Source organism: Thermosulfuriphilus ammonigenes (assembly GCF_011207455.1).
Classification (GTDB): Bacteria; Desulfobacterota; Thermodesulfobacteria; order Thermodesulfobacteriales; family ST65; genus Thermosulfuriphilus; species Thermosulfuriphilus ammonigenes.
On the sequence record NZ_CP048877.1, the window covers coordinates 1132692 to 1145855 of the forward strand.

7 protein-coding genes are annotated in these 13164 nt (G+C 52.1%); 3 read left to right on the plus strand and 4 right to left on the minus strand.

Annotated features, from left to right (window positions below):
• Positions 1–32 precede the first annotated feature (32 nt).
• The 3 genes from glnA to G4V39_RS05545 all read left to right on the plus strand — a co-directional run bounded on the left by glnA (position 33) and on the right by G4V39_RS05545 (position 5873).
• Positions 33–1445, plus strand: a complete 1413-nt coding sequence (glnA, locus tag G4V39_RS05535) for a type I glutamate--ammonia ligase (RefSeq protein WP_166031980.1) — start codon at positions 33–35, stop codon at positions 1443–1445.
• A 117-nt stretch (positions 1446–1562) separates the two neighbouring features.
• On the plus strand, positions 1563–4235 hold the full coding sequence (locus G4V39_RS05540; RefSeq protein WP_166031981.1) for a UPF0182 family membrane protein: 2673 nt from the start codon (positions 1563–1565) through the stop codon (positions 4233–4235).
• A gap of 3 nt (positions 4236–4238) precedes the next feature.
• Positions 4239–5873: an APC family permease gene (locus G4V39_RS05545; protein WP_246169771.1), complete on the plus strand. Its 1635-nt coding sequence runs from the start codon at positions 4239–4241 to the stop codon at positions 5871–5873.
• Here G4V39_RS05545 and G4V39_RS05550 read toward each other — a convergent pair.
• Genes G4V39_RS05550 through G4V39_RS05565 form a run of 4 tightly spaced genes read right to left on the minus strand, consistent with a single transcriptional unit; the run spans position 5870 to position 13158 of the window.
• Positions 5870–7795, minus strand: a complete 1926-nt coding sequence (locus G4V39_RS05550; protein WP_166031982.1) for a hypothetical protein — start codon at positions 7793–7795, stop codon at positions 5870–5872. The two genes, G4V39_RS05545 and G4V39_RS05550, sit on opposite strands and share 4 nt — an antisense overlap.
• Before the next feature lie 22 nt (positions 7796–7817).
• Positions 7818–9551 carry a hypothetical protein gene (locus G4V39_RS05555; protein WP_166031983.1) on the minus strand — a complete coding sequence of 578 codons (1734 nt, stop codon included), beginning with the start codon at positions 9549–9551 and terminating at the stop codon, positions 7818–7820.
• 14 nt (positions 9552–9565) lie between these two features.
• Positions 9566–12202, minus strand: a complete 2637-nt coding sequence (locus tag G4V39_RS05560) for a hypothetical protein (RefSeq protein WP_166031984.1) — start codon at positions 12200–12202, stop codon at positions 9566–9568.
• Complete coding sequence (locus G4V39_RS05565) at positions 12199–13158, minus strand: hypothetical protein (RefSeq protein ID WP_166031985.1); 960 nt, start codon at positions 13156–13158, stop codon at positions 12199–12201. The genes G4V39_RS05560 and G4V39_RS05565 overlap by 4 nt, the downstream gene beginning before the upstream one ends.
• Between the last annotated feature and the right edge of the window lie 6 nt (positions 13159–13164).

Genomic DNA, 13164 nt, shown 5'->3' on the forward strand with positions numbered 1-13164 from the left:
ATCCATAAAAAAACATCCAAAGGAGGTTGTTTATGACACCCAAAGAAGTCTTAGAGTTCGCCAAAAAAAATGGGGCCAAGATGGTTGACTTCAAGTTTCTTGATCTTCCTGGCATGTGGCAACACTTCTCAATCCCCATTGAGGAGCTCTCGGAGAGCTCTTTTGAGGATGGCTTTGGCTTTGATGGCTCCTCTATCCGGGGCTGGCAACCTATCAACGCCAGTGACATGTTGGTGGTGCCGGATCCTAACACGGCAGTCATGGACCCCTTCACCGCCGTTCCCACCCTCTCTCTTATCTGCAATATCGTTGATCCGGTAACCAGAGAGCCCTATACCCGTGACCCGCGTTATGTGGCCCAAAAAGCCGAGCAGTACCTCAAAAACACCGGCATCGGAGACACGGCCTACTTTGGACCGGAGGCTGAGTTCTTCATTTTTGATGATATTCGCTATGATTCCGGGGCCCACTTCGCCTTCTACAGCGTGGATTCCGTAGAGGGCACCTGGAACACCGGCCGTGAGGAGTGCCCCAACCAGGGCTACAAGCCCCGCCACAAAGAAGGCTATTTCCCCGTTCCGCCAAGTGACAAATTCCAGGATATGCGGACGGAGATGGTTCTGGTCATGCAGCAGGTAGGCCTCCAGATTGAATGTCAGCACCATGAGGTGGCCACTGCCGGCCAGGCGGAGATCGACATGCGCTTTGCCCCTCTCGTCAAGATGGGCGATAACCTGATGTGGTTCAAGTACATCATCAAGAACGTGGCCTATCGCCATGGCAAGACCGTCACCTTCATGCCCAAGCCGGTCTTCGGTGATAATGGCTCAGGTATGCACACTCATATGAGCATCTGGAAGGGCGACACCAACGTCTTCGCCGGGGATGGTTATGCCGGTCTTTCCGAGACCGCTCTTTACGCCATCGGCGGCATCCTGGCCCATTGTCGGGCCCTGTGCGCCTTCACCAACCCCACCACCAACTCCTACAAGCGCTTGGTTCCCGGATTTGAGGCTCCGGTCAATCTGGCCTACTCCAGCCGAAACCGTTCGGCCGCTGTCCGGATCCCCATGTACTCTGCCTCCCCCAAGGCCAAGAGAATCGAATTCCGGACCCCTGATCCCTCCTGCAACGGTTACCTGGCCTTCTCGGCCATGCTCATGGCCGCCCTGGACGGCATCGAAAACAAGATCCACCCGGGTGAGCCTTTGGACAAAGACATCTACAGCCTCTCCCCTGAGGAACTAGCCAATGTTCCCAGCGCCCCGGGCAGCCTGGAAGAGGCCATCAACGCCCTGGAGGAGGATCACGACTTCCTGATGAAAGGTGGCGTCTTTACGGAAGACCTCATCGAAAAGTGGATCGAATACAAGCGCGAGAATGAAATCAATCCTGTAAAACTTCGTCCTCACCCCTACGAGTTCTTCCTCTACTACGACATCTAAAGAAAAGGGGGGCTTAAGGCCCCCCCTTTTCTTTCCCCCCAGAGAAAGACTGTGTTATCCTCCGATTGAACCAAGGCCGACTTTAAGTGGCCAAATTTTTCTGCCAATGGAGTTAAGATGGTCCTCTGGAATCGCTTGGCTGTTCTTCTGGTCTTTCTGGTGGGAGGCTTTCTCTTAATCGCCAACCCCTTTGTTTCTTACTACACCGACTATCTCTGGTATGCCGACCTGGGATTTACCCGGGTTTTCTTGATTAAATTCTGGGTCCAGACAGCCCTCTTTCTGGCGGCCGGGGGTTTTTTCGGCCTCGTCTTCTATCTCAACGGCTATCTGGTACATCGCTATGCCCGCCGGAGTCCGGCAGCCTTTGACCTTTTGGGGCCTCGACTCCGCCATTGGCTGGGAGAAGGATTCCGTTTCCTCCTCAAATGGAGTTCTCTGGTTCTGGCTATCATTTTTGGGGCCTCGGCCACTCCCTTCTGGGAGGATGCCCTTCTCTTTAGCCAGGCCACGGCCTTTGGTCAGAAAGATCCCCTGCTGGGTATGGATCTGTCGTTTTATATCTTTCGGCTTCCCTTCTGGCGCTATTTGGCCAGCTATACCTTTGCTCTCTGGTTACTCTGTGCCGGTCTGGGCGTGGCCATCTTCCTGGCCATGGGACATGTTCAGGGCTCGGGACGCCGCCTGACCCTTACCCGGATCTTCCGACGCTATATCGCCGGCCTTCTGGCCATCTTTTTTCTCCGCCTGGCCTTTGATCTCTGGCTAGATAGGGCTGACCTTCTCTTCGACGAAAGGGGGGTGGTTTTTGGAGCCGGGTTTACCGAGGCCCGGGTGGTACTGCCGGTGTTAACGGCCCTTACCTGGCTTTCGGTGGCCGCCGCCGGGCTTTCAGCCCTCTTTGTTATGCGCCCCCGAAGGGAGATTCTCCTTGGGCTGGTGGTCTTATATGCCGGGCTTTACTTCCTGGGGCTAAAGTTTCTGCCCGGGGTGGTGCATCGCTATGTAGTCCAGCCCAATGAGTTTGAACGGGAAAGAGAGTACCTGGCCTTAGAGATCAAGGCCACCCGGCAGGCCTTTGGTCTGGATAAAGTCAACGAGCAGAGCTTTGTCTTCGGAAAAAGGCTTACTCCAGCGGCCCTTGAAGCCAATCAGGACACCATCAAAAACATCAGGCTATGGGATCACGAGCCTCTCCTTGAGACTTATAGCCAGATCCAGGAAATCCGCACCTATTACAAATTTGTCTCTGTGGACAACGACCGCTATCTCATAAATGGTCAACTCCGTCAGGTGATGCTCTCGGCCCGGGAGCTTTCCTATACTGACCTCCCCAGCCGTTCCTGGATAAACGAACACCTGGTCTATACCCACGGCTATGGCCTGACTTTGGGGGTGGTCAATGAAGTCACCCCGGAAGGACTTCCCAAACTCCTTATTAAGGATATCCCCCCGGTCTCAGAATGCGATATCCAGATTAGCCGCCCGGAGATCTATTTCGGCGAGTTAGCCAATGAATATGTCCTGGTGCGCACCCGGGCCAAAGAATTCGACTACCCGGCGGGGGAAACCAATATTTATACTACCTATGGAGGCAAAACTGGGGTCAGGGTAGGAGGCCTCTTTCGACGACTCCTCTTCAGCCTTCGTTTTGGCTCAAGCAAGATCCTCCTCTCTGGAGATATTACAGGAGAGAGCCGGATACTTTATTATCGATCAGTCGCGGAGCGGGTCCGCAAGGCAGCCCCTTTTCTCAAGTTTGATGCCGACCCATATCTGGTAATCGGCCAGGATGGTCGCCTGTTCTGGTTGGTAGATGCCTATACCACTTCCAATCGCTACCCTTACGCCAGGCAGATAAAAGGAGTAGGCAACTATATCCGCAACTCCGTCTTGGCCGTGGTGGATGCCTATCACGGAACTATAGAATTCTATCTCAAAGACGCTTCAGATCCTATAATCAGAACCTATCAGCGAATATTTCCGGGGATGTTTCGCCCTCTTTCGCAGATGAGGTCCGACCTGAGAAATCATATCCGATACCCTCACCGGCTCTTTTTTCTCCAGGCCAGGCTATTTGGAGCCTACCACATGGAGAACCCTCGCGTCTTCTATAACCAGGAGGATCTCTGGGAGATTCCCCGCAGCCTTCGCAACCAACAGGGCTACATGAAGCCCTACTACACCATTATGAAGCTTCCCGGGGAGGAGAAGGCCGAATTTATTCTCATGATCCCCTTTAATCCGGCCCGCAAACACAATCTGGCCGCCTGGATGTGTGTCAGATGTGATCCAGAGCACTACGGCCAGATGCTGGTCTATCGCTTTCCCAAACAAAAGCTGGTCTATGGCCCTCAGCAGATAGAGAGCCGGATCAACCAGGATCCGGAAATCTCCCGCCAGCTTTCCCTCTGGGATCAGCGAGGCAGTCGGGTGATCATGGGCACGCTTCTTATTATCCCCATTGAGGGCAACCTGCTTTATATTCAGCCCCTGTATCTTAAGGCCGAGTCAGGCCAGATCCCGGAGCTCAAACGAGTCATTGTGGCCTATGAGAACGAGATCCGCATGGGCAAGAGTCTGGAGGAAGCTCTTTATGCCATCTTTGGCCAGACCCTTAAGACTCCCCCCTCTCCCCGTGACTACAGCGGGCCTCCAGGCCCAAAAACCACCGGAGTTATAGAAGAGCTCTATCGGCAGGCGGAGGAGGCCTTGAGAGCCGGAGATCTTGAAACCTTTGGCCGCCTCTGGCGCCAGATAGGAGAAATTCTCAAGAAGGGGCTCAAGTAAGAAGTGGCGGACAAGAAAATCGGCCTCCTTGAGGCCACCTCTATCGGCATAGGGGGCATGATAGGCGGGGGCATTTTTGCCGTCTTGGGGCTTACAGTCCTTCTGGCCCGCGGGGCCGCTCCACTGGCCTTTCTTGTGGCCGGCCTCATCGCCCTGGTTACCTCTTATTCTTACGCCAAACTGGCCGTGCGCTTTCCAAGTGAGGGGGGCACCATAGAATTCATCCTTCGGGCCTTTGGACCAGGTCTTATTCCAGCCTGGCTGAACATCCTCCTTTTGGCAAGCTATATAATAATGCTCTCTCTTTATGCCTATGCCTTTGGTAGCTATGGAGCCGTACTTCTCAAGGGCACGGAGGACCCTCTCCTCAAAAAGGCCCTGATCATAATTGTGGTCTCAACCTTTACCTTCCTTAACCTCCTTGGAGCCCTCATTGTTGGTCGGGCCGAGGACATAATGGTAGTGATCAAGGTCCTCATACTCCTTTTCTTCTCCGCCTTGGGATTCATGAACATTGATCCGAACCGTCTTATGCCTTCAGAATACCCGCCCCCTCTTCACATCCTCACTGGAGGGTTGATCATCTTTTTGGCCTATGAAGGCTTTGAGCTCATCGCCAATACGGCGACCGAGATCCGGGATCCAGATCAAAACCTGCCTCGAGCCTTTTACGCCGCTGTGCTTTTTGTAATCTTCATCTATGCCTTGGTAGCCCTGGTGGCTGTAGGCAACCTTCCGTTTGATGAGGTGGTTCGGGCCAAAGATTATGTCCTGGCTGAAGCGGCCCGGCCCTTTCTAGGCCAGGCCGGATTTGTCCTTATTGGGATTGCCGCTGTTCTCTCCACGGCCTCAGCCATAAACGCCACGCTCTATGGAACAGCACGTATCAGCTACCTGGTAGCCAAATATGGGGAGCTACCCCGAATCTTCAGCCGCCGAATCTGGAAAGGGGCCTACGAGGGCCTTATTATCCTGGCGGTCTTAACTATCATGGCCGCTCTATCCTTTGACCTCGAGAACATCTCTGTGGCCGGAAGCCTTGGCTTTTTAGTGGTTTTTGCCATGGTAAATTTTGCCAATCTGAAATTGGCCAAGGTGACCTCGGCCAGCCGGATTCCAGCCGCTATCGGTGGGATAGGTTGCCTCCTTTCGGCAGTAGTGCTGGTGGTCCACACCCTCAAAACCAATCCATCTTCTCTTAAATCAGCAACCATTCTCATCGGAGCCACCTTTCTCTTTGAGATGGTCTTTCGGACTAGAAGACGCTTTTCAGAATTTGTTGACTGGAGGCTCCGGGAAAAAGAGGCCTTTCTTGATCGTTACGAAGACCACCTAAAGACGATTCTTGAGGCCATCGGCTCTCATTTCCGGGAGGCAGAGGTCTATCTTTTGGATGAACTGGCCCGGGGAGAAAGAGAAGGGGCCAACAAACTTCATCTGGCAGTGGTCCTCCCCCGCAAACTCTCTCCCGAAGAAAAAAGAAGGGGGGAGAGAAAAATTCGAACCAGTGCCGGCCTCAAATCACATCACCCGCTAAAGATCACCTTCCTCCACCCCCAAGAAAAAGAATGGCTCGCTCCCCACAGTGCCAAAAAGATCCGGGAGGTGAATCGGCCCCTAGGGGCCGATTCACCCTAGAGAGCAGCTTTTATCTTCTCTAAGAGCGAGGCCGGAGGTGAGCAGAAGATATAGTCCCCCTGAACTTCCTGCCAGGGACCAGTAATTCGGCCCAGCTTTTTATGATAGAAGACCGTTCGGTATTCCACTCGATCCTGGTTGCGGTCGTGGTAGATAACCTTTTGCGAAAGGGGCTCTCCTTTGGCCACCGAAATCTTAAGGGCGGAGTGATCCACAAAGGGACGGCCAAAGCGCTGGTAACGCAACTCTACCACCACTCTAGCTACATTAAGGGAGCGGAGTTCGTCGATATCGGCCTCGGCCTCGATTACCCGGGGACGTACCGGTGCAGCCAGGGTCACGGCCATTATATCGCCCGGCTGCCACCTGGGCTGGGGAGGATAAAGATAGCCCCCGCGAAGACTCCACTGGACAGCGTATTGGAAGATGGCCCCTCGGCGGGGCATCTTACCCATTTTGGCAAAGGTGAGTACCGCTGTCTGGCCATGCTCTTCGAGGTACTTGCGATCGATGGTGATTTCATCTTCAAAGGGGGCCGCCCCAACCCTGGGGACCCGGACCATCACTGTGGCATAGTTGACCATCTGCTTAAAGATATCGTAGGCCTCATTATCTATAACAAAGCGAATCTCACCCCGCTGGAAGAAAGGATCATCCAGGTTAACCTCGGCCACCAAACGGGGATCATTTTTAAACTTCTTATACCAAGCACCCACATTACCCACCATGATGTGGGACTCATACCGGGCAATAGTGCGGCGGAGATCGATGGTCACCCGTCCGTGGCGTTTTATTTCTCTGGCCTGAAGGAGATAAGCCCGATAGGACCGAGCCCCCCGGGCTGCTCTCTTCTGCTCTTTGCTTAATTCCATAGGTTTAAATTCTGTCTCCTCCCCTAAGCTCTCGGCCATGGTCTTTTGCATATTGAAGAACTCCTCAAGAACCACCTTCTGGAGCCCCATTTCAACAATTTCCTTGTCCGCTTCGGGAACATTGGCATCAATATAAAAGCTGACCACACCAGTACTTTTCAGGAAGTCTATGAAGTGCTGTTTTTCAGACTCGTTGATATACGTTCGGCTACCTTTATTGAATATGTTGTACCATTTAGGATCCCAATATTTGTGGACTATCTTCTTTCTTTTGTACTGGAGGTCCTGCCGGATTTGATTGTAACGATCGTAGTCGATGGTTACCCAGGCTTTGTAGGCCGGAAGTTTGGTAATATAGCGGAGCTCGAATTCAACAGAGATCTGAGAGGTGGGCAGCTCTAAACTTTTCTCTAAAAGGGTGGCTCCGTAGGCACTAAGACGAGCAGCCACGGCCACCTTCTGCCCCTCCATCACGGGAGCCTTACCGCTACTTATAAGGTGAGAGGTAAATTCCTTGTCCTCAAAAATGGCCGAGATAACTCGAAAGCTATTGCCCTCAGCGGTATTTTCCAGAGGAACAGCCCCTTTTAGTTCGGCCCCCTTGATCCGCTGTTTGAGCCGGCGCTCAAGTTCTTTTTTCTGCTCCGGGGTAAGCCCATATTCCACCAAAAAATGAAGGACAGCTCCTTCAGCCCCGCCTTGCTCCTTGCTCTTGTCGGTGACGAATTTAATTAGAGAAAATTGGGGAAGACCTCGGTTGTCTCGGGCGATTCGGGGGCTAGTAGGAAGATAATACCAGCTTTTGGCCACCGCCCGGGGATCAACCGTTGCCGCCGGGTAGCAACGCACTACGGTGCCATCACTTAAGGTGATATCCACATGTTTGCCGTAGGCAATTCCGGTGGTCTCTTTGACTGCCTTGGCCGGGGGGACAACCATCCGGGGGGGAATACGAAAATCAGTAGGGACTTTAAAAACCAGAGCGGTAGCCCCGGCAGATGGAATCAACAGCCACCATGCCAAGAGAAAAAGAGACAATCTCTTTCCCATAGATATCCCTCCTCGAAAAGTTTTATTCAGGAGGCATTAAAAAGAGATAGCCCTCCTCCAAGGTCTTCCAATCTTGCTTAAGACGCTGGCCATCGCTATAGAACCAGCTCACCTGGTATTCAATAGGAGAGCGGGGATCAATAAAAAGAACGTAATCACTTAAAGACTCCCCATCAGTGGCCTTTAAGACAGCCAGCCGCTGAGTGTACAGATGGCCAAAGAGACGATAGCGGACCTGGACCACGGCGGCACGGACTTCACTTTCTTCAAAAGAAAGCCGATCAGCGTCTATAGTGAGATCTAGGCGACGAAGTGGTGGAGCCAAGGTAACGATGGGATCCATAGTCTCCTGCCAGTCAGAAGTCAGCTTTCGTTGACCTCTGAGACTCCAGGTCACCTGATAGGCATAAGTCATCCAGGAGGCCCCCTTCTCTCCCAGGCGGGCATAACGCCAGCTCTTGGAAAGATTCCCCTTCCGGACATCCTCCCGGGTAAAGATGAGCTCACCGGTGGCCTCCTCCCCGGTAGGATAACGCTTTTTGAGAAGCACGCTGACAAAGTTCACCAGCCCCTCAAAGGCGGGGGCAAAATCTCCATCCAGTCGGAAAAAGATCTCCCGTTTCTGAAAGGCCGGATCGGCCAGATTGACCACCTTAAATATCTGGGGATCATCCTTGTAGGCCGTATAGAAGCCAGAAAGATTACCAGCCGTATCGTAGGGGACCTTGATGACCGTTCGTCTGGTCAGGTTGATACTAAAAACCCCCCGATTGATATCCGAGCGGTCTTTAAGGACAAACTGGTTGTCGGTGTAATATTTTTGATTACCGGTACTGGTAAAGATCCGGGCCAGAAACCCCTTTTGTTGACGACCCTTGATTTGCCCGGGTTCTACCGCCTTCTCCCTCTTCGGGATAGCGGTAAAGCCTGTCTTTTGGTCAAAAATCAGCTCTGTAAGTTTACGGCTAAGAAGATCTACCAGGCCCTGGATGGCTTTGTTGCCAGCTTCCCCAGGCAGTCGTTCCGTTACCTCCACCTTAATGACCCCGGTGCGAACCAGTTCATCGGTAATCTGACGAATCTGATCCCGGGTGTACTCTTCCTGGACATTTTTGACCTTAGAGAAGTGTTCATAGACTGTACTGATATCAGCTGAGACATGGGCGGTGATGGAAGGCAGGACCGCCTCATAGTAGGCCCTTATGCTTACGGAAACATCTGAGGTTGGGCTCTTGAGCGAATCCCACAGTAGGGTGGCCCCGTGCTGATCTAGCACGGCAGCAATAGCCGCCTGGGAACCCGGGGTAAGAGGGGCCCGCCCACTGCTTATCAAAGTCCTGGTAAACCCTTTGTCTGAAAGGGTCCCGGAGACAACCTGAAAACTTCCTTCTTTTTCCTGGAGAAGGGGCACCGGACCAACAATCTCTGCCCCAGGACGAACCTTGCGAAAGGCCTGCCGGAGAGCCTCTAGCTCATCTGAAGGCAGGGTTAGAGTCACCAACATGTGAAGGAGACCGCCGCTGGTCTTACCATCTGGATCCACAAATTTGACCATGGAAAAAGCTGGCCGACCATCCGGCCCCAGAGCCACCCTAGGGGCCTTCGGAAGATAATAGTAAGCCCCGGGATTGGCGGCATCCTGAAGAAGGAGCACCCCTTTGACCTCAAGTGGCGCAGCTTCGTAATTGACTAAAGCATTAGACCGGCCGGAACAAAGCCAGAGGAGAATCAGTAGAAAGATCAGCGTCTTCCTCATTTGAGTCTCCTTTCCTAAGGAAGCTCATCCCAATAAAGAATGGCCCCTTTGAGGGGAAAAGGACCGCGGGATACTTCACTGCCGCCTTCAAGATGCCAGGTAATTAAAACCTCGGGAGCAGCCCCCTCTCGGGGCACAGGCACTCGAACCATGGCCCCGGTAGCCGGACCACTATTTTTAAGGGTCACCTCTGTACGGATAGTCCGAGACCCTAGATGGGTGAGGAAGGTAACCACGGCATGACGCACTCGATACGAATCAAGGCGGTCCTTGTCTCCTTCGATGGTTACCGGAAGATATCTAAAGGGAGAAACAACATTAAGAACGGCTGTGTCTGACTCCTGCCAGCCCTGGTCCAGTTTAAAACCGCCTTTAAGTTCCCAGACCACCCGATATTCGTAGCGAAGCCAGGCCTGCCGATTTCGGTCACCCTTCCAGCCATAGCGCAGGAAAAAGGCGTTACCCTGCTGATCAAAGAGTTCGGGGGTGATTATCACCTCATCAGTAGAAATCTCTCCTGATTGATGATGCTTACGTAGCTGAACGGTAACAGCATTTACATAGGCTCCGAAATCACGTGAATCCTGACCATCGATCGTCACCAGGATATTGCGTTGTTTAAAGACCGGGTCATCAATAAGGATCTCCCGAAACACCTGGTTATCGTGACCGTAGCGCTGATAGAGATCTCCAATATTTAAGGTGATATGAGTTACCTGAGACTCCATCCGATAACGCTTGAGACTATAGTAAAAATAGCCACTTTCCCGGATATGACGCATCCGATAAGCGGCTACCAGAGAAAAGTTTGAAGTCGGTTTACCTTTCTTGGCCTCCTTAGCTGGCTTTTTCTTGTCTTTAGTTGGCTTTTTCTTTGTTTGTTCCTCTTTTTTAGCATGTTTTTTACTCTGAATTGAAGAGGTTGATTTCGGGGTTTCGGAGGTTGCTTGCTGTTTTTGAGGCTGGTTGGTGGCCCCAGATGGAGCCTTATCGCTGCCCTTACCTCCTGAAGTTTTTTCCCTTTTTTGAGAACTTTGACTATTGGTAGAAGAGGTCTTAGGCTTTCCAGATTGAACCTCTTTCTTTGATGATTTCTTAGACTTTTTACCAATGCCGCAGGAGCAGGCCAGAAGCCTTTTTAGACACCGCCTCTGACTGGAGGAAGAATCCATACAGCGGGCAAATTTCTTCTGACAATAATCGCTGGTGGTATTAACACAGCGAACCCGCAGAAGATACCAGTTCTTGAGACGCTGAATATCCTTTTTCCAGTTTTCTTTTTTCCGATCGATACAGGCCTGAAAACGAGAGTGACATTCTTCCTGAGATTTGGAACACCGGGCAAAACGGGACAGACAGCCGGAGATATCTTTTTTGATCTTCCTCACGTTACGCCGGACCTTTTTCTCGCAGTCAGGTTCCAAGAGACCACAGGCTCTAGTGAGGTTACTATCGGTAACCACCTGGCCACAGACAGAGGTTAGATTAGGACAGAGATTACCGTATTCTGGAAGATAGGTCTGGGGATCAAAGACCGTGTTTACAGCCTGCTGGGCCGTAGCTACCTGATTGAGCAATTGCGCGGTAGAGCGGTCAATAGCCTTGACGACCTTAAAGAAATAACTGTCTAAGCCAGAAAATATTCCGGCCTCTGCCGAAGGACACCAGTTCCATAACGCCCTCCAATTCCACCAATCTGCCAGCCGGGTTGGCCACCAGAGACTGGTCTGATCGATCTTTTTGGTCTTGGTAAGGAACTCCAGAGCCTGATTGAGGTTGCTGAAGCTATCCTCTTTGATGGCCTGTTGCATAAGGTTCTGGGCATCAATGGGCTCAAACATAATCTCTAAGAGTTTGTTTTGAACGCTGGCCAACAATTTGTCACTGGGAGCGTGTTCCCCTTTGACAATGATCTTGATGGCCCCTGTGCGCCGGAGTTCCTGAAAAAGAAGGTCAATATCTGCTCCAAACCAGGCATAGCGCATCCCGGCCTGTACCCGATGATTTTGGAAAACCTTAGACCAATCGACAATTACCTCGGCCTCATAGGGCTTGCGGTATCCAGCGAACTCAAGCTCAAAGATGAGGGATATATCAGGGGTGGCCATTTGGAAATCTTGCCAGAGAACCTCGGCTCCCTGTCGGGTAAGGGCCAGGGAGACAGCCGTTTTTTGTCCTTCCATAAGGGGAGCCTTACCCAGGGCAACCGCCCTGACCCAGGCCTTATTTTCTTCTTTAAAGGCCGTCACCAAGGCAAAGGTTCCCCGCCTGAAAATCACCGGCCCCACAATCTTAGCTCCAGGGACTCGTTCTCTTAAGTCGGCCTCGGCCTCCTGGAGTGTCTCTTCATCTACGCCGTAGGTGGCCAGAAAATGAAGAAGCCCCCCGCCTTCGGTGGTCTTTGTGCCCGCCGTTTCGGCCTCCCGTAGCCGGGCATACTTCACAAAGGAAAACTCCGGCCGGCCATCCCGTTCGGCCAGCCGAGCCTGACCTGGCAAATAGTAGAAACTCTGGGGATCATCCATGGCCGGATAACATTTGAGCCGGCCACACTTCTGAACCCCATCAAGAAAGATTTCCTGAGCAAAGGAGCCTCCCCCCCAGAGGCAAAAGATGACCAACCAAAGAGGTAAGATCCTTTTCCCGTTCATCTTTTCTCCTCCTGGCTGTTCCGATAAAAGGTCACATCTAACAAACGCTCTCCGTGTCTCTCCTGCCAGGGACTCTCTTTTGTGCTTCCATCGGAGAAGATGCGAATGATCCGGAAGCGATAGGGCTTGTCCACCTCATGGGCTAGAGGGAAGATCACCTTCTGGTGATAGTCTCCTCCCTCTTGGAAACGAACCCTTTTCAAGAGTAGCCTCCCCCTCACAGGAAAACCAATTTCCACAATGGTCAAATACAATCCGGGTAATGTCTGCTCTACAAAATCCAGACAGAAGACATCTATTTGAGTGTAGGCCCGGGCCAATTTGGCCCCCAGATCATGAAGGCGAAACTTCTGAGGGTATCGATTAAAGTCAAAAAGAACAGGAAGAATCCAGTGCCAAGAATATCTAGTTTGGACCAGCCCTTGGTCTTTTTGCCTCTTAAAACCGAAACTTTCCTCCTCAACATCCAAACTAATAAGGACTTGGCCCCTCTTGGCCGCTTCCCAAAGAAGGGCTCCCAGATAATCATCAAGGGGTAGAACCAGCCTCTCGGGCCGCCAGCGGACCTTCAGGTGTCGTTCGTAGACTCGGTCTGCAAACAAGAGCCGGACTCTGGCCCCCTGAATGGAAAGGGTCTTTAGCGTTATCCCCTTCCCAAATTCGTTTCTGAGGGCCCGACGAAGTCTTTCTTTGGATTCGGGAGGCCAAGAACGCTCAAAACTCAAAGAAAGAATAATCTTTTGCCAAAATAGTCCTTGATCTCCGGTAGCCTTACGCCCTTGATAGGCATAGATGTCCAGAGAATAAGCAGGGGTACCATCTTCATCTACAGCCAAACGGGGGGGAGGCGGAGCGAGATACCAGATACTTCGATCCTTGTGATCAGAAAAAGCTCTGAGATCACCCACCTGACGATAGATGGAAAAGTCCGGCTGGGCCCAAAGAGAACTGTGCAAAAACAA